Source organism: Paradevosia shaoguanensis (assembly GCF_016801025.1).
Lineage (GTDB): Bacteria > Pseudomonadota > Alphaproteobacteria > Rhizobiales > Devosiaceae > Paradevosia > Paradevosia shaoguanensis.
The window spans coordinates 545,229-562,902 of record NZ_CP068983.1 but is presented as its reverse complement, the minus strand read 5'-3'; the positions used below and the strand labels follow the sequence as shown (position 1 = coordinate 562,902).

Here is a 17,674-nt window from a genome sequence, read left to right as displayed (position 1 = left end):
TTGTGCGATGGGAGGACAACATATGCACAAACTTCTCCTGGCGGGCGTCTCCGCCATTGCTCTCGCTCTGACCGGCATTTCTGGCGCCTCCGCGCAGGACCTGAAGTTCCCCAAGGGCGAAGGCGCCTTCTCGTGGCAGGCTCTCGACGACTTCGCCGCCGCCCACAAGGGTCTTGAAGGTCAGAAGCTGACCATCTGGGGCCCGTGGCGCGAAGGCGGCGACAAGGAGCAGTTCGAGTCGGTCCTGGCCTACTTCAAGGACGCCACCGGCATCGACGTGAGCTACGCCTCTTCGGAAAACTACGAGCAGCAGGCCGTGATCGACACTGCCGCCGGCTCAGCTGCCAACATCACCATTCTCCCCCAGCCGGGCCTCCTGGCTGACCTCGCCTCCAAGGGCTACCTGACCCCGCTCGGTGACGACCTCGCCGCCAAGGTCAAGGACGAGTATGCCGCGGGCGAATCCTGGGTGTCGCTCGGCACCTACAAGGGCAAGGACGGCAACCCGGCCTTCTTCGCCGTGCCGTACAAGGCCGACCTCAAGTCGCTCGTCTGGTACTCCCCCGACAACTTCGCCGAGAAGGGCTACAAGGTCCCCGAGACCTTCGAAGACCTGATGGCGCTCTCCAAGCAGATCATCGCCGATGGCGGCACCCCGTGGTGCATTGGCCTCGGTTCGGGCGGTGCCACCGGCTGGCCGGCGACCGACTGGATCGAGGACATCATGCTCCGCACCCAGTCGCCGGAAGACTATGACAAGTGGGTCACCAACGAGCTCAAGTTCAACGACCCCAAGGTCGTGGCCGCGCTCGACGTCTTCGGCGAGATCGCCAAGGACGATAAGATGGTTGCCGGCGGCGCCAAGGCCGTGGGCACCACGGACTTCCGCGATAGCCCCAAGGGCCTCTTCACGGTTCCGCCCCAGTGCTACCTGCACCACCAGGCCTCGTTCATCCCGTCCTTCTTCCCGGAAGGCACTGAACTGGGCACCGACGCCTCGTTCTTCTACTTCCCGCCCTTCGCGGACAAGAACCTCGGCAAGCCGGTCCTCGGCGCTGGCACGCTCGTGACCATCACCAAGGACTCGCCGACCGCCAAGGCGTTCATCGACTTCGTCCAGAACCCGATTTCGAACGAAATCTGGATGGCCCAGTCCGGTTTCCTGTCCCCGCTCAAGTCGGCCAACATCGAGACCTACGGCAACGACACCCTGAAGGGTGAAGGCCAGATCCTGCTCGATGCGACGACCTTCCGCTTCGACGGTTCGGACATGATGCCGGGTGCCATCGGCGCCGGCGCCTTCTGGACCGGCATGGTGGATTTCGTGAACGGCAAGTCCAGCCAGGACGTTGCCGACGAGATCCAGAAGGCCTGGGACTCGATCAAGAAGTAGGCCGCTTCGGCCCCAATCCCGGACTCGGCGCCATGCGCCGGGTCCGACTTTTAGAGGCAGGGCGGAGGTCCGCCTCGCCGGATCAATCCGGCTACAAGCAAGACGCGGCAGAGGCTAAACTCGTCGCAACAGAGGGCGGAGTACCAAGATGATCGAGCAGATTGTCAGCGCCATCCTCACCGTGCTGATCGGTGTGGCAGGCTGCGTCGTCTACTTCTGGGGCACGAACTGGCTGCTGGACCGGTTCCTGAGCACCAACCAGAGCATGCCCGGTGAAGTGGTGACGCGCCGCGACTACCTGCGGTCCCAGGTTCGCCCCTGGCTGTTCCTCGCGCCCGCACTGGTGTTCCTCACCGTCTACCTCATTTACCCCGTGTTCGAGACGGCAAGGCTCAGCCTCTTCGACGCGCAAGGCATCAATTTCGTCGGCTTCTCGAACTATCTCTGGGCGTTCCGGGATTCGACCTTCCTGCAATCGGTGTTCAACAACGTCATCTGGCTGCTCATCGTCCCCGCCGCCGCGACCGCGTTCGGGCTCATCATCGCCGTGCTGGCCGACAAGCTCTGGTGGGGCAATATCGCCAAATCGCTGATCTTCATGCCGATGGCCATTTCCTTCGTCGGCGCCTCAGTGATCTGGAAGTTCATCTACGATTATCGCGGCCCGGGCCAGGAGCAGATCGGCCTCCTCAATGCCATCATCACCGGCCTCGGCCTGCCGCCGCAGGCCTGGATCACCATCCCCTTCTGGAACTCGATCTTCCTGATGATCATCCTCATCTGGATCCAGACCGGCTTTGCCATGGTGATCCTCTCGGCCGCCCTGCGCGGCATTCCCGAGGAAACGCTCGAGGCGGCGCGCATCGACGGCGCCAATGACTTCCAGATCTTCTATGGCATCATGATCCCGCAGATCTGGGGCACAATCGTTGTGGTGTGGACCACCATCACCATCACCGTGCTCAAGGTGTTCGACATCGTGCTGGCCATGACCAACGGCCAGTGGGACACGCAGGTGCTGGCCAACCTCATGTTCGACTGGATGTTCCGCGGCTCCGATTTCGGACGCGGCTCGACCATCGCGGTCATCATCATGCTGGCGGTGACCCCGATCATGATCTGGAACATCCGCCGCGCCAATGCCGAGGAGGGCACCCGCTGATGACCTCGATCGCTTCCGATATCGACGTCCCGCGCGGCGTCGAGCGCCCGGCGCGCCCTGCCATCCGCATCGATCTCGGGCGGTTGGCCACGCATCTGCTGCTGCTGGTCTTCGTGGTGATCTGGACGATCCCCACGGTCGGCCTTCTCGTTTCCTCGGTCCGCGACAAGGACCAGCTCGCTGTCTCGGGCTGGTGGACGGCGCTGGCCCCTTCCGTTTCGACCGCCGCCGCTCGCGTGGGGCAGGCCAAGGACGCGGTGGAGGAGGGTGGCAAGTACATCATCCGCGGCAACCTCCTCGGCGCGGGCACGAACAAGACCGTGCAGAGCTTCGGCACGAGCAATGCCGACCTTGCCGCTGCGCAGGCGGGCGAAAGCCTGCCGATGCGCGATGGCGGTACGATCACGGTCGAGGCCAATGGCGACTACGAATGGGTTTCGGACACCGCCTTCACCCATACGGCCGGGCCGCGCATCTATTTCACCGCCGGCATCGCCCCGCGCTTCACGCTCGAAAACTATGCCTCGGTGATCAATGCCAACGGCATCGGGCGGGCTTTCCTCAACTCGTTCACGGTGACGATTCCCTCGACGATCATCCCGATCCTCATCGCGGCTTTCGCCGCCTATGCGCTGGCCTGGATGCGGTTTCCGGGGCGTGGCGTTATCGTGGCGCTGGTCGTCGGCCTCCTTGTCGTGCCGCTCCAGATGTCGCTGATCCCGCTGCTGCGGCTCTATAACGGCATCGCCACGACCTTCGGCACCGAGAGCAAGACGTATCTGGGCATCTGGCTGGCCCACACCGCCTTCGGCCTGCCCCTCGCCATCTACCTGCTGCGCAACTACATGGCGGGGCTGCCCAAGGAGATCATGGAATCGGCGCGCATGGACGGCGCCAGCCACTTCAAGATCTTCACCACGATGGTCCTGCCGCTGAGCTTCCCGGCGCTCGCAAGCTTCTCGATCTTCCAGTTCCTCTGGGTCTGGAACGACCTGCTCGTGGCTCTGGTGTTTCTTGGGGCGCAGGACGACAAGCTGGTGCTGACCGGCAAGCTGGTGAACCTGCTGGGCTCGCGCGGGGACAAGTGGGAGATCCTCACCGCCGGCGCGTTCATCACCATGGTGGTGCCGCTTATCGTGTTCTTCTCCCTGCAACGGTATTTTGTGCGCGGATTGCTGGCGGGCTCGGTGAAGTAGGGCACGTGCTGGCTGGGGATTGGGGCCGTCCGGTGGAAGCCGGGCGGCTTTTTTGTTGGGTGGGCGGGGCCACATGCCGGGGAGGTGCGGTGGTGGGGCGGGGTGAAGGGGCGGCTGCCGGGCGGCGGTAGCGGCATGAGACAGCAGTGAGATCGAGCCGGCAGGTCTCCCTCCCCCTTGCGGGGAGGGGATAGGGGTGGGGGTATCCCCACCCTCGATCCCTCCCCGCAAGGGGGAGGGAGGCGTGCTGGCTTGATTGGTGTCCCTCGCCCCTAATACTCCCCAGCCCTCTCCTCGGGCACGGGCAATTCCAGGCTCGACGCATCCCAATCCGGCAGTACGTGGAAGGTGGACGGCACGAGCGTCCCGCTCGGCTCGCTGTGGCCGTCGCACTGGCGGCTGATCTCTTCGACCAGCGCCAGGCCGGCGTCCTGCAGCGAGGAGCGGACGAAGGTGAGGCTGTCGGCGACATGGTCGATGTCGAGATAGTGGAGGACGTCGTCCATCGTGGCGATGGCGATGTCCTTTTCGACCGTCCGGCCGGCGCGGACCACGGCGTTGTGGCCCTCGATGGCCATGAGGATCGAGGAATAGAGCAGGGCCGTCACCTCGCCGTCCCGCAGGGCTTCGGTGGTGAGCTTGAAGCCGACCTCGCCCATGGGATGGAGCGAGTTGTAGACGCGCAGGCCGCCCGTGCCGATGCCGAAATCGTTGAGGGCATCCTCGACCGCGCGGCGGCGGGAATGGGCGTAGATGAAGCGCTCGTCGCCATTGATGAAGGCGATCTTGCGATGGCCGTTGGCAGCGAGGAGCCGCGCCAGGCGATAGAAGTTGCCGTAATTGTCGACATCCACCCAGCCATAGCGCGGATGGCGGGACTCGCGGCCGTGGACGACGAAGGGGCGATCGGCCTCGAGCAGGTAGTCGATGCGCGGATCGCCTTCGCGGGGCAGGTCGACGATGAAGCCGTCGACGCTGTTGTCCTTCACATACCGATCGTAGGTCGCCATCTCGTGGTCGGCCGTGGCGCTGGTCATGACGATGTCGTAGTTGAGCGCCCGCGCGCCGCGCAGCACGCCGGCCATCACTTCCACGAAGTGCGGGTCGAGGAATTTGCGCTCGTTGTCCGGCTGCACCCAGCCGATATTGTGGGTGCGGCGCGTGACGAGCCGCTGCGCATTGCGGTTGGGGCGGTAGCCCAGCCGCGAGGCAGCATCCTCGACGCGCTTGCGGGTTTTTTCACCCACATCCGAATAGCCGGAAAGCGCCCGCGAAATGGTGGTGATCGACAGCCCCAGCTCGCCCGCAAGGTCCTTTATCGTGACATTGCGGCCGGTCTTGACCGTGCCCGGTCCGGCCTTCTTGTTCTTCTTTTCCATAAGGTATTGAAACTTATTAAGTTTATCGGACGTCGCCTTTGACGTCCTTTCCCCTCCCGGAGTTGACGCAAGGTCGCCTCCTTGAGTAAACAATAACCTACTAAAACGTTTTGGCAAACCGCCGCTTGCGCCGTCCGGCCGGCGGCGGTTCGCATGTCTGCGAAAGGAAGAGCAAGTGGCCGACGCGTTCGCTATGACCGAAACCAAGCCGGTGGAACCGCAGCCGGTCGACAAGGATTGGTGGCGCGGCGCGGTGATCTACCAGATCTATCCGCGCTCCTTCCAGGACCATAACGGCGACGGCATCGGCGACCTGGTGGGTATCACCGAGCGGCTTGAGCACGTGGCTGACCTGGGCGTCGATGCCATCTGGCTCTCCCCGGTCTTCACCTCGCCGATGAAGGATTTCGGCTACGACGTCTCCAATTACCGCGACATCGACCCGTCCTTCGGCACGCTGGGCGATTTCGACCGGCTGGTCGAGAAGGCGCATCGGCTCGGGCTCAAGGTCATCATCGACCAGGTGATCTCGCATTCATCCGACAAGCATCCGTGGTTCACGGAAAGCCGGCAGTCGCGCAACAACGACAAGTCGGACTGGTATGTATGGGCCGACCCCAATCCCGATGGCACCCCGCCCAACAACTGGCTCTCGATCTTCGGCGGCTCGGCCTGGACCTGGGACAGTCGGCGCATGCAGTATTACCTGCACAATTTCCTCGCCTCCCAGCCCGATCTCAACTTTCACAACAAGGCCGTGCAGGACGCTCTGCTGGCCGACATGCGCTTCTGGCTCGATCGGGGCGTGGATGGCTTCCGGCTCGATACGGTCAATTTCTACTTCCATTCCGAGGGGCTGGAGTCCAACCCGGTGGTCAAGCCCGAGGATTTCAACGCCTCGACCGCGCCGGCGGTGAATCCCTACAATTTCCAGGAGCATCTCTATGACAAGAGCCGCCCGGAAAACCTGAAGTTCCTCAAGCGCCTGCGCGCGCTGATGGATGAATATCCCGGCACCACCACGGTCGGCGAAATCGGCGACAGCCAGCACCAGCTCGAAGTCATGGCGCAGTACACGTCCGGCAAGGACCGGCTGCACATGGCCTATACGTTCGACTATCTCGGCGGCGTGTTCTCGGCCGAGCATTTCCACACCTCGATCGCCAATACCGAGAAGGATGCGCCGGAGGGCTGGATCTGCCTCGCCTTCTCCAACCACGACGTGGTGCGCCATGTCTCGCGCTGGGCGACCCACGGCCAGCACGACGCCTTCACCCGCCTTGCGGCACAATTGCTGCTGACCATGAAGGGCTCGGTCTGCCTCTACCAGGGCGAGGAACTGGGGCTGACGGAAGCCGAGCTGGCTTTCGAGGACCTGGTCGATCCCTATGGCATCGAGTTCTGGCCCGAGTTCAAGGGCCGCGACGGCTGCCGCACGCCGATGGTCTGGCAGGCCAATGCGCATCTGGGCGGCTTCTCGACCGCACAGCGCTCCTGGTTGCCGGTACCGTTCGACCACCTGCCGCGCGCGGTCGATACGCAGGTCAACGACCCCAATTCGGTGCTGAGCTTCTACAAGAGCTTCCTGGCCTTCCGAAAAAAGCATCCGGCTTTGATCAAGGGCGCCATCAAGCTCTTGGATGCGCCCGAGGGCGTGCTGGCTTTCGTGCGCTCGGTCGAACACGACAGGCTGCTTTGCGTCTTCAACATGTCCGAAAAGCCGGTGGTGTTCTCCATCCCCGAGGCCATGAGCCTCAAGGGTGTGGATGCGCCCGGCGTCGTTGCCTCTCCCGAGAATGGTTCGTTGAGCCTGGCGCCCTTTGGTGCCTATATTGGCTCACTGCTTTGATCATGCACGCAACGGCGACGGTCACTTGCCAGCAGTCTCGGACCGACGCCCCTGGATAGGGAGATTTTCTGTTTGTCTGACCTGAAAATAACCAACCTCCACAAGAGGTATGGCTCGGTTGAGATTCTCAAGGACGTGAATCTTGAGATCAAATCGGGCGAGTTCATCGTCTTCGTCGGCCCGTCCGGGTGCGGTAAGTCAACGCTGCTGCGTTGCATTTCCGGCCTTGAGACCATCTCGTCGGGCACGCTGGAAATCGATGGCCGCGTAGTCAACGAAGTGGCGCCGTCCAAGCGCGGCATCGCCATGGTGTTCCAGTCCTATGCGCTCTATCCGCATATGAACGTGTTCGACAACATGGCCTATTCCTTGAAGCTCCAGCATGCGAGCAAGGAAGAGATCAAGAGCAAGGTCGAGGCGGCTGCCGCCAAGCTCCAGCTCTCCGATTATCTCGACCGCCTGCCCAAGCAGCTTTCGGGCGGCCAGCGCCAGCGCGTGGCCATCGGCCGCGCCATCGTGCGCGACCCCAAGGTTTTCCTCTTCGACGAGCCGCTCTCGAACCTGGACGCCGCGCTGCGCGTGGCCACCCGCCTCGAGATCGCGCGTCTCAAGGAAAGCCTGCCCAACACCACCATGATCTACGTGACCCACGACCAGGTGGAGGCCATGACCCTGGCCGACCGCATCGTCGTGCTCAATGGCGGTCGCGTCGAGCAGGTGGGCACGCCCATGGAGCTCTACGACAACCCGCAATCGCTGTTCGTGGCCGGGTTCATCGGCTCGCCCAAGATGAACTTCTTCACCGGGCAGTTCGCCGACAAGTACAAGGCGGCGACGGTCGGCGTGCGTTCGGAGCACCTCGAAATCCAGCCGAACGGCTCGGGCGATTGGCAGGGCAAGGTGATCTATTCGGAGAACCTGGGTTCGGACAGCTATATCTATGTCGATATCGGCACCGCGGAGCCCATCGTCGTTCGCCAGAACGGCAAGGCTACCTACCATTCGGGCGATGCCCTGAGCTTCTCCCCGATCGGCGAGCAGTTCCATCGCTTCAATGCCGAAGGCCGGCCGCTGGCCAACTGATCTTTCGGGCGGCGGGACACGATCCCGCCGCCTTTTTCCTTCCCATCTTCCCCCGGTAAAGCCATGACGCCCATCCCGGTCTTCGACGGCCACAACGACGTATTGCTGCGACTGCTGACCGACTACGCAGCCGCCCCCACGAAGGCCTTCATCGAAGGGACGAAGGACGGGCATCTCGACCTGCCGCGCGCTAGGGCGGGCGGGCTCGTGGGCGGGTTCTTCGCGATCTTTCCGCCCAACCCGAAAAAGACGGATTTCACCGCGCCCGGCGCCATCGGCGGCAACCCGCCGCTGCCCGAGCAGCTGACGCTCGAACAGGGCCGCCAGTCGACGCTCGCCATGGTGCGCATCCTGCTCGACCTGACACGGGGCCCGGATAGCCCGGTCGCGCTCTGCCGCAACCGCGCCGAACTCGATGCGGCAATCGCGGCGGGCAAGCTTGCAACGATCATGCATATCGAAGGGGCCGAGGCGATCGACGCCAATCTCGACATGCTCGAAGTGCTCTATGCCGCGGGCCTGCGCTCGATCGGCCCAGTCTGGAGCCGTTCCAACATTTTTGGCCACGGCGTGCCGTTCCATTTCCCGGCTTCGCCCGATATCGGGCCGGGACTGACGGCAGCGGGCAAGGACCTCATCCGGGCCTGCAACCGGCTGGGCATGGTGATCGACCTCTCCCATCTCAATGAAGCCGGTTTCTGGGACGTGGCCAAGCTTTCGACGGCGCCGCTGGTGGCGACCCATTCGAATGCCCATGCCATCTGCGCTTCGGCGCGCAACCTCACCGACAAGCAGCTCGCCGCCATTGCCGAGAGCAACGGCATGGTAGGCCTCAACTTCGCCACCGGTTTCCTGCGGCCGGACGGCGCGATGCGCGGCGACACCGCGACCGACATCATGGTGCGGCACCTCGATTATCTGATCGAGAAGCTGGGTGAAGACCGTGTGGGTTTCGGCTCTGATTTCGACGGCGCCAACATTCCTTCGGCCATCGGCTCGGTGGCAGGGCTGCCCGTGCTGACCGATGCGCTCAAGGCGCGTGGCTATAGCGACGCTCTGATCCGGCGGCTGGCGTGTGGCAACTGGCTGGACCTGCTCGAACGCACTATCGGCTAGGCGACATCGGGCAGGCGCGCGGCCAGCAGCTCGCGCGTCAGCCGGTGTTGCGGATGCTCGAAGATATCGGCCGGACGGCCTTCCTCCACGATCTGCCCTTTTTCCATGACCAGCACGCGGTCGCTCACCGAGCGGACCATATCCAGGTCGTGGCTGATGACGAGATAGGCGAGCCCGTACTCGCCGCGCAGCCGGTTGAGCAAAGCCAGCACATCGCCGCGCAGGGAGACGTCTAGCGCCGAAACCGGTTCATCGAGAATGACGAGGCGCGGGCGGGTGACGAGGGCGCGGGCAATGGCGAGCCGCTGACGCTGGCCACCGGAAAACTCGTGCGGATAGCGGTTGAGGAGGGTGGGCGAGAGCCCGACGGCTTCGACGGCCTCGGCCACGCGCTTGAGGCGTTCGGCCGGCGTTATGCCGGGCTCGAGGCGGAGCGGTTCGGCTACGGCGCGGCCCACTTCGAGACGCGGATCGAAGCTGCCATAGGGGTCCTGGAAGACCAGCGAGATATCACGGCGGAGTCGGCGGGGGAGGTCGGAGCCGTGGTAGGTGGTGGCGTCTCTGGAGGCGGTCGTTGTCTGTCCACCATTCCCACCCCACCACGGTACTTCCCCGGACTTGATCCGGGGCCCATTGCCGTTCTCCACTCGAGTGGAGCGATCCGTGGGCCCCGGCTCTTCGGCCGGGGAAGTGCGGGGGTGGGGGGGGAACGGAGAAGAGGAGGTGCTTCCGTGGAACACCATCCTCCCGCCATCGGCGCGATCCAGCCCCGCGATGATCCGCGCCAGTGTCGTTTTTCCGCAACCGGAGGGGCCGACGATTGCGACCGATTCCGACTGCGCCAGCGAAAAGCTCACGCCGTCGACGGCAGCAAAGGGCGCTCCGGGCAGGAACCAGGCGCGGCCGGGTTGGCGGAAGTGACGGGCGAGGTTTTGGACCTCCAATAAGGGTTTCTGCTCTGACGGCGGCGGCACAGCGCGAATGCGCGGCTTCGCGGCTGCGATCAGCGTGCGCGTGTAGTCGGCGCTGGGCGCGCCAAACACATCGGCGGCGCGACCCTGTTCGACCACCTCGCCGCGCCGCAGCACCAATACGCGCTGGCAGAGCGCGGCGACGGCCTTGAGGTCGTGGCTGATGAAGAGCAGCGCCATGCCGCGTCGGTCGCAGACCTCCGCAATGAGATCGAGAATACGGCGCTGGGTGATGAGGTCGAGGGCGGAAGTCGGTTCGTCCGCGATGAGGAGATCGGGCTCGCCGGCCAGCGCGATGGCGATCATCACGCGCTGGCGCTGGCCGCCAGAAAGCTCGTGCGGATAGCGGGCGGCGTGGAGGGGATCGAGACCGACTTCGCGCAGCAGGCTTTCGACGCCCGGATTGGTCCCGGCGAGCGACCCCGCTTCGGCGATCTGGGCGCCAACACGCATCAGCGGATTGAGCGCAGTCATGGGCTCCTGGAAGACCATGGCGATGCGGCTGCCGCGCAGGCGGGCCATGCCGCGCTCGTCCCGGGGCAGGGGCGTGCCATCGAAGACGATCTCGCCACCGCGCTGGGCGCCCTCGGGCAAAAGGCCGGTGATCGCCAGCGACATCATCGTCTTGCCTGAGCCGCTTTCCCCGATAATGCCGAACCGTTCGCTCTGTTCGAGCGCGTAGCTGACGCCGGACAGGACGGTGTTCTCGCCGAAGGCGACCGAGAGGTTCCGGAGCTCAAGCGGCGGCATTGGCGATGCCCTCGCGCTTGAGCCGCGGATCGAGCATGTCGCGCAGGCCGTCGCCGGCCAGGTTGAGCGAAATGACGATCAGCACGATGGAAAGGCCCGGCACATAGGTAAGCCAGGGATGCAGCAGGAACAGCGATTGCGCGTCCTTGAGCATGAGCCCAAGGCTTGTCGCCGGCGGCTGCGTGCCGAGGCCCACATAGCTCAGCCCAGCCTCAGCGAGAATGCCCAGGGCAAGCTGGATCGTCGCTTGGACGATGATGAGGCTGGCGACGTTCGGCAGCAGGTGGCGCAGCGAAATCTCCCAATTGCCCATGCCGGCGAGGCGCGCCGCGCCGATATAGTCGAGCGACTTGAGGCTGAGGGCTCCGCCCCGCGCCACGCGGGCGAAAACCGGAATGTTGAAGATGCCGATGGCGATCATGGCGTTGGTGGCGCCGGGGCCGAAAAGCGCGGTGATGAGGATGGCCGTGATGATGGCGGGAAAGGCGAAGAGGAAATCGTTGACTCGCAGCACCAGCCACTCGACCGGCCCGCCCCAGGCGGCCGCCGCCAGGCCCAGCGGCACGCCGATGACCATGCCGATGGCTACCGCGATGGCGGCGACGACGAAGCTGGTGAGCGTGCCGGCCATGACCATCGAGAGCATGTCGCGCCCGAAGAAATCGGTGCCCAGCCAATGCTCGGGCCCGGGCCCGGCGAACTTGCGGGCGAGATCGATCTGGTCGATCGGATAGGGCGTCCAGATGAGCGAGATCAGCGCCAGGGCGAGGAAAATGCCGGTGCCGATAAGGCCGATGACGAGGCTCGGGTGCCAGCGAGTCTTCATGGCCGCAAGCCTCCACGCAGGCGTGGGTCGACCACGGCATAGAGCACATCGACGATGAACATGCTCGCCGTCACCGCCGCGATGAGGATGATGACGGCGCCGCGCACGAGGATGAGGTCGCGCTCGGAAATGGCCGTGAAGATGAGGCGACCGAGCCCGGGCAGGTAGAAGACGTTCTCGACGATGATCGTGCCCGAGATGAGGAAGGCGAATTGCAGGCCGAGGATGGTGAGGATGGGAAGAAGCGCATTGCGCACCCCATGCCGCCAGACGGCTTCGCCCAGCGTCATGCCCTTGGCGCGGGCGGTGCGGATGAAATCGGAGCTTTGGACATCCACGAGCGCCGTGCGCATGACGCGGGCGAGGATGGCCGCCTGCGGAAGCGCGAGGGCGAGGCTGGGGAGGATCATGGCGCGGAGCGCTGCCCAAAAATCTTCCTGCCAGGGCGTGAAGCCGCCGGGCGGCAGCCAGCGCAGGGTAATGGAAAACAGCAGCACCAGTAGCATGCCGAACCAGAAATTGGGAATGGCGATGCCCATCTGCGCGAGGAGCATCAGGCCCGTATCGAGCCACGAGCCACGGCGGCGCGCGGCGAGGATGCCGATGGGAAGGCCGATGACGATGGAAAGCACCATGGCGAAGGCGGCGAGCGGCAGGGTGACCCAGAGACGCTCGCCGATAAGCGCCGCGACCGGCGCGCTTTGCGTATAGGAAATGCCGAAATCGCCGCGGAACATGGCGAGGAGCCAGTCGACAAAGCGCTGCCAGATGGGGAGGTCGAGGCCGAGCTGGGTGCGCAGGGCGGCGACGGCATCGGGGCTGGCATTGATGCCGAGGATGAACTGCGCGGGATCGCCCGGGAGGCGATCGAGGAGGAGGAAGACGGCCGCTGCCGCGATGATCAGCGTGACGAGGAAGCCGGCGAGACGGCGGGTGAGGAAGAGGATCATGCTGGGGTAGTGGGGAGTGTGCGGCTACCCCCACCCCTGTCCCCTCCCCGCAAGGGGGAGGGAGACGTGTTGGCTGGATTGTGCCCCCGCGCTCCCTCCCCCTTGCGGGGAGGGATGGGGTGGGGGTGGGCCGCGGGCGTGTTCTGAGTGTGGGGCGTTACCCCCTCCCTGGCCCTCCCCACAAGGGGGAGGGTGGGGTGTGTGGCGCGGGCTCGGTACAATTGCCGGCATCGGGATGTTGGCTCCCCTTCACCCTCCCCCTTGTGGGGAGGGTCGGGGAGGGGGTGAGCCACGGACACGTTCGTGCCAGGCAAAACCGGCCTGCCCTCAATCCACCCAATGAATATCGCGCAGCACCACGCCTTCGATGGGGGCGTTGAGCCAGTAGCCGCGGACTTTGCTGTTCCAGACGCCGACCTGGGCGAGTTCGAAGAGGTAGCCGTTGACGGCCTGCTCGGCGAGGCGGCGCTGGGCTTGCTGGGCCAGGTCCTTGCGCTGGGCGTCATCGGTCGTGGCGTTGAGCTTTGCAATGATCGCCTGGAATTCCGGGTCGTCGTAGCCGAAATAGTAGTTGGGATCGGCATAGATGCCAATGTCGAAGGGCTCGACATGGCTGATCACGGTCAGGTCGAAATCGTGGTTGGTGTAAACGTCCGTCAGCCACTGCGCCCATTCCACATTGATGAGCTGCGCCTTGATGCCGATGGCGGCGAGCTGCTGGGCGAGGATCTGGCCGCCCAGCCGCGCATAAGGCACAGGCGGCAGCTTGATCGTGGTGGAAAAGCCATCCGGGAAACCGGCTTCGGCGAGGAGGCGCTTACCCTCGGCCGGATCGAAGGGATAAGTGTTCGTCAGGTCGATGTAATAGGGATTGTGCGGCGCGAAATGCGAGCCGATCGGCACGCCGAAGCCGTGCCCGGCGCCCTCGATCAGTTCCTGCCGGTTGATGGCATGGGCGATGGCCTGGCGCACGCGCAGGTCGTCGAACGGCTTGCGCTTGTTGTTGGTGGCAAGGAGCGTTTCGCCCTCGGTGGTGCCGACCGCGACGGTGAATTGCGGGTTGGCCTTGAAGATATCGACCGCTTCGGGTGCGGCGAAATTGTTGAAGCCATCGACATCGCCGGCAAGGAGCGCGCTGACGGCGGTTGCCGGGTCGCCGATGAAGACGAAGGTGGCCTTGTCGAGTGCCACCGGCTTGCCCCAATAGTCCGGGTTCCGCTCCAGTACCACGCGGCTGCCCTTGTCCCATTGCACGAAGCGGAAGGGACCGGTGCCGACGGGGTGGGTGGCGTTGTTCGCCTCGGTCTTGGGGGAGACGATGACGGCGGCGCCACGACCCAGATCGAAGAGGAAATTGCCCGAGGGTGCCTTAAGCCTGATCTCGACCGTCAGCGGATCGATGACCGTAACGCTGTCGATCACGCCGGCATAAAGGTCCTTCTGCGAATTGGTGCTGTCGGGCGCGATGATGCGCTCGATGCTGAACTTGACGTCATCGGCCGTGAACGGCGTGCCGTCGTGGAACTTGACGTTGGGCGCGAGCTTGAACGTGTAAGTGAGGTTGTCCGGCGAGATGGTCCAGGACGTGGCCAGAGCCGGCTGCACGGCGCCGTTCTGGTCGATCTGTGTCAGGCCCTCGAAGATGTTCTGGTAGGTGACTTCCTTGGTCGCCGCGCCCGCTGTCGTGGTCGGGTCGAGCGCGGCGGGCTCCAGCACGAGGCCGATGCGGATATCGGTGCGGGCGGCGAAGGCGGGGGCGACGCTTGCCAGAATGGCGAGCGTCGCGGCGGCCAAAGTGTTCCTGAGCTTCATCATTGCTTCTCCATCTCCCCCTTGCACCCTTATAAGCCATCGCCCATGCCGGGAGGCATTGCCGCTATGTTAAACCTTTCTCTGCCCAAGCAAATGCATAGCAAGAACCACCGGCGCAGCCCGGGCGGACAGCGCGGCGGCGGCTTCAGGGTGCAACAGATTCGGCGGGATGGTCAGGGGCTTAGCGGGCCGGCATCATCTTCGGGTGGCGGAGGCGGAAGCTGCCCCTTGGTCACCAGCTCGCGCGGAATGACGAGCGAGAAAATGGTGCCGACGCTGCCTGCCGGATCGACCGAAAGCGAGCAGGCGTTGACGGCGAGCAGCGAGCGCGTGAGCGCGAGACCCACCGTCGAGCGCACCGGGGTGAGCATCTGCCCATCCTTGCCCACGCCATCGCGGAACACCACGAAGCGCTCGGACTGATCGGCCTGCGCATTGGCGCTGTCGCGCACATGCACGGCGACCGAGCCATCGTCCTCGAGCTTGGCCGATAGCACGACGGCGCCGCCCACCGGCGTCTGGTCGATAGCGCTGGCCAGGAGGTTGAGCACGGCCTGTCCGAGCGAGGCGCGGTCGGCGCGGATGCGCGGCAGGCGCTCGGAAATGGCGCTGCGCACGAGGACGCGCGCCGCGTTGGCCTGTCCGCGCACGCGGATGACGCAGGATTCGAGCAGGGCCGCGAGGTCGACATCGGTGGGGCGCGGCGAATAACGGCCGTCGCGCAGGCGCGTATAGTCATCGAGTTCTTCGACGAGCGCCGTGATCTCGTGGCCCGCGGCCTTGATATCGAGCGCATATTCCTTGTAGCGCGGATTGCCGATCTCGCCGAACGCGGCGGAGCTGATGAGGTCGGAAAAACCGATAATGGTATTGAGCGGGCGGCGCAGGCCGCGGCTGAGCCGGCCCAGCAATACCGGATCGCCTTCCGCATCGGAGGCGGGAAGCTGGGTCGCGCCATCGCGACGGCGGACGAAGCCGAAGTACCCGGCGACGATACCGGCCTGGCCCTGAACGAACAGCATGACCTCGACGGCCGGATCGGCGCCGCGCACCGTCAGAACGGGTCGCGCCGTTTCGGCAAAGCGGGCAGGGCGTTCGAGGAAGGTACGCAGCGCCGCCTGGTCTTCGGGCTGGATGATGCTGGTGAGCGGCTTGCCGACAAGCTCGATCTCGCTGCGCTGCAACACGATGCGCGCATGGGCGGAGACGCCGCTGATGACGCCGGCGCGATTAGCCTGGATGAAGCCATCCTCGCGCGTCTCGGCAAGCATTTCGGCAAAGGCGTGCACGGCGCCTTCATGCCCGGTGCGCACTTCGGTGGCGCTGGCCGAGAGCATCAGGGCAGGGCGGCCCTGCCACGAAATGGATTGCAGCCGCGCGGTGACCGGCACCAGCGTGCCGTCGCGCTGCACGAGGTGATTGACCGGGCCGGCCTCGGGCTGCTCGTCGCTGGCTGCCGGGAAGATCGAGGCGAGGCCGGCATTGCGCAGGCTTTCGACCGACTCGTAGCCGATCATCTCGGTGATCGCCCGGTTGGCGAAAAGCACCTGCTGGTCGCGGAACACCAGGATGCCGAGCGGCAGCCGGTTAAGGACCAGCGTCTCCCCGCCCAGGTTGATCAGCGACCCGGTGGGCTGCTGCTGAGCCGGTACGGGCGGTGGCGTCGGGTTGGGATTGCTGGCGATGATCTCTTCGATCGAGGTGCGGCGCGACTGTGGGCCGAGCTCGCCGCTAACCCGATCATTGAGAATGCGGGAGAGCTCGTCGAAATTATAGCGCGAGACGCGCTCGACGGCGTCCGCATCGCTCGATGTTGCCGGCGGTGCTTCGGCAGCGGTCGGCGGCTCGGCGCTTTCGGCGACCGGCTCCGCCTCGGTCTCTTCGGATTCTACGAGGTCTTCGTTGGGCGCAGCTTCGTCGGGCGGCAGGTCTTCTGCGATGTCGGGGGGCGCGGTTTCGAGCGCCTCTGCCGGTGGCGTGAAGCGGCGGCCGACGATGCGCACCAGCTGGGGAGCGGCGGCTTCAGGCTCGACAGGCAGCTCGAGTTCCGGCGGAGCGGCTTCGGCAGATTGTTCCGGCTCGATTTCGGGCGTGTAGGTCTCGACTTCGACCTGCTGAGCGACCGGCGCAAATTCGGTTTCGGCGTCCAGCGTACCCTGCTGCTCCGCTTCCGGCTCGTCGACGGCGTTCAGGGGCGCGTAGAGTTCGTCGTCCTGCGAGAGCTTTTCGAAGAGCCCGCTGAGGCGGCCGGATTCGTTTGGCGGCTCAGTCGTGGCGGCTTCGCCTTCGATCTCCTCGCCATCGTCGTGCGCGGGTTGCGGCTCTTCGGGCGCTTCGAGGCTGGCGCGGGCTGCGGCCTCCACCGCGGCCCAGGCGGGGTCGATGTGCGTGTCGACGGTCTCGTCCGGCAGCTCGTCCGGGCCATCGGCATCGGCCCAGGCTTCGAGATCGGTGGCCGGCTCTTCTGCCGAAGGCGGTGGAAGGGTTTCCTCCACGGCGATTTCCGGCTCCGGCGCAGGAGCGGTTGGTTCGAGGAGAACCAGCGTAGCGCCATTCGGGCCGGCGCGGAAACGCGTGGCCACATAGCGGCGGCCGTCGAGTTCGGTCTCGCCATCGCCCAGGGCTGCCGTGGCGTCGCCGCCCAGGGTCAGCGCCAGGGGCGAGCCGGTGACGGGTTGGTCATCGCCGCCGAGCACGAGATACTCGGCATCCTGAGGCAAGATGCTGCGGGTGATGGCGTCGGGACGGACATCCTCGATGAGCGTGGAATCGATCGGGTCCACCGCGACGATGAGAAGGCCGGTGTCGCCATCGGCAACCTGCAGCGGCGTAACGGCGCAGGTGGCCGAGATCGGCTTGTCGCCGGCCAGGAACTGGATGCGCGACAGGCTGGTGCGCCCGGTCGAGCCGAGCCGGATAAGACGGGCCACCTGGCCCTTGATCGGGGTGGGCGAGCTGAGGAGCTTGGGCCCGTTCTTCTTGATCCGCGCCATGAAGAAACGTGCGGCGCCGTTGCGCCAGAGGAGCTCGGAGCCGTCACCCGACCATAGCCAAGCCGGCCGGGCATCTGCCCAGTATTCGATGACGCGGCGCGCCGTTGGCGATTTGATCCATTGACCGTCTGTCACGTCGCCAGCCCGAACTCTGCCGCATATGTGCCGGAACGGCACAACTGATACGCGGAACT

Annotated in this window: 12 protein-coding genes; 6 read left to right on the top strand and 6 right to left on the bottom strand. The window is 65.1% G+C overall.

Annotated features, from left to right (window positions below; translation table 11 throughout):
• The first annotated feature begins 22 nt into the window (after window positions 1–22).
• From JNE37_RS02675 to JNE37_RS02665, 3 genes are all read left to right on the top strand, one after another.
• The gene (locus tag JNE37_RS02675) at window positions 23–1,393 is read left to right on the top strand and encodes an ABC transporter substrate-binding protein (RefSeq protein ID WP_035035300.1); all 1,371 of its coding nucleotides are present in this window, start codon (window positions 23–25) and stop codon (window positions 1,391–1,393) included.
• 151 nt (window positions 1,394–1,544) lie between these two features.
• Complete coding sequence (locus JNE37_RS02670; RefSeq protein WP_203066301.1) at window positions 1,545–2,555, top strand: carbohydrate ABC transporter permease; 1,011 nt, start codon at window positions 1,545–1,547, stop codon at window positions 2,553–2,555.
• A complete protein-coding gene (locus JNE37_RS02665) occupies window positions 2,555–3,751 on the top strand; it encodes a carbohydrate ABC transporter permease (RefSeq protein ID WP_203065223.1) in 1,197 nt (398 codons plus the stop codon). Before JNE37_RS02670 ends, JNE37_RS02665 begins: the two co-directional genes overlap by 1 nt.
• 272 nt (window positions 3,752–4,023) lie before the next feature.
• Here JNE37_RS02665 and JNE37_RS02660 read toward each other — a convergent pair whose 3' ends face one another.
• Window positions 4,024–5,130: a LacI family DNA-binding transcriptional regulator gene (locus JNE37_RS02660; RefSeq protein WP_035090452.1), complete on the bottom strand. Its 1,107-nt coding sequence runs from the start codon at window positions 5,128–5,130 to the stop codon at window positions 4,024–4,026.
• A gap of 193 nt (window positions 5,131–5,323) precedes the next feature.
• On the opposite strand from JNE37_RS02660, the gene bglA reads away from it, so the two are divergent.
• From bglA to JNE37_RS02645, 3 genes are all read left to right on the top strand, one after another.
• A complete protein-coding gene (gene bglA, locus JNE37_RS02655) occupies window positions 5,324–6,979 on the top strand; it encodes a beta-galactosidase BglA (protein WP_203066300.1) in 1,656 nt (551 codons plus the stop codon).
• 72 nt (window positions 6,980–7,051) lie between these two features.
• The gene (locus tag JNE37_RS02650) at window positions 7,052–8,062 is read left to right on the top strand and encodes an ABC transporter ATP-binding protein (RefSeq protein WP_035035307.1); all 1,011 of its coding nucleotides are present in this window, start codon (window positions 7,052–7,054) and stop codon (window positions 8,060–8,062) included.
• 63 nt (window positions 8,063–8,125) lie between these two features.
• Window positions 8,126–9,178 carry a dipeptidase gene (locus JNE37_RS02645; RefSeq protein WP_203065222.1) on the top strand — a complete coding sequence of 351 codons (1,053 nt, stop codon included), beginning with the start codon at window positions 8,126–8,128 and terminating at the stop codon, window positions 9,176–9,178.
• Here JNE37_RS02645 and JNE37_RS22770 read toward each other — a convergent pair.
• The 5 genes from JNE37_RS22770 to JNE37_RS02620 form a co-directional block, all read right to left on the bottom strand.
• Window positions 9,175–10,899 (bottom strand): dipeptide ABC transporter ATP-binding protein, encoded by a 1,725-nt coding sequence (locus JNE37_RS22770; protein WP_203065221.1) that lies wholly within the window; start codon window positions 10,897–10,899, stop codon window positions 9,175–9,177. The genes JNE37_RS02645 and JNE37_RS22770 overlap by 4 nt on opposite strands.
• Complete coding sequence (locus tag JNE37_RS02635) at window positions 10,886–11,725, bottom strand: ABC transporter permease (RefSeq protein WP_203065220.1); 840 nt, start codon at window positions 11,723–11,725, stop codon at window positions 10,886–10,888. The genes JNE37_RS22770 and JNE37_RS02635 overlap by 14 nt, the downstream gene beginning before the upstream one ends.
• The gene (locus JNE37_RS02630; protein WP_203065219.1) at window positions 11,722–12,675 is read right to left on the bottom strand and encodes an ABC transporter permease; all 954 of its coding nucleotides are present in this window, start codon (window positions 12,673–12,675) and stop codon (window positions 11,722–11,724) included. Before JNE37_RS02630 ends, JNE37_RS02635 begins: the two co-directional genes overlap by 4 nt.
• Window positions 12,676–13,002: 327 nt before the next feature.
• Window positions 13,003–14,490 carry an ABC transporter substrate-binding protein gene (locus JNE37_RS02625; protein WP_343073227.1) on the bottom strand — a complete coding sequence of 496 codons (1,488 nt, stop codon included), beginning with the start codon at window positions 14,488–14,490 and terminating at the stop codon, window positions 13,003–13,005.
• A gap of 170 nt (window positions 14,491–14,660) precedes the next feature.
• Entirely contained in the window at window positions 14,661–17,615 is a 2,955-nt protein-coding gene (locus JNE37_RS02620) for a hypothetical protein (protein ID WP_203065218.1), read from the bottom strand.
• Between the last annotated feature and the right edge of the window lie 59 nt (window positions 17,616–17,674).

Excerpts from the sequence above, each read along its gene's own strand:
- JNE37_RS02675 (WP_035035300.1), top strand. The coding sequence starts at position 23 with ATGCACAAACTTCTCCTGGCGGGCGTCTCCGCCATTGCTCTCGCTCTG.
- JNE37_RS02665 (WP_203065223.1), top strand. The coding sequence starts at position 2,555 with ATGACCTCGATCGCTTCCGATATCGACGTCCCGCGCGGCGTCGAGCGC.
- JNE37_RS02660 (WP_035090452.1), bottom strand. The coding sequence starts at position 5,130 with ATGGAAAAGAAGAACAAGAAGGCCGGACCGGGCACGGTCAAGACCGGC.
- bglA (WP_203066300.1), top strand. The coding sequence starts at position 5,324 with ATGACCGAAACCAAGCCGGTGGAACCGCAGCCGGTCGACAAGGATTGG.
- JNE37_RS02645 (WP_203065222.1), top strand. The coding sequence starts at position 8,126 with ATGACGCCCATCCCGGTCTTCGACGGCCACAACGACGTATTGCTGCGA.
- JNE37_RS22770 (WP_203065221.1), bottom strand. The coding sequence starts at position 10,899 with ATGCCGCCGCTTGAGCTCCGGAACCTCTCGGTCGCCTTCGGCGAGAAC.
- JNE37_RS02635 (WP_203065220.1), bottom strand. The coding sequence starts at position 11,725 with ATGAAGACTCGCTGGCACCCGAGCCTCGTCATCGGCCTTATCGGCACC.
- JNE37_RS02630 (WP_203065219.1), bottom strand. The coding sequence starts at position 12,675 with ATGATCCTCTTCCTCACCCGCCGTCTCGCCGGCTTCCTCGTCACGCTG.
- JNE37_RS02625 (WP_343073227.1), bottom strand. The coding sequence starts at position 14,490 with ATGATGAAGCTCAGGAACACTTTGGCCGCCGCGACGCTCGCCATTCTG.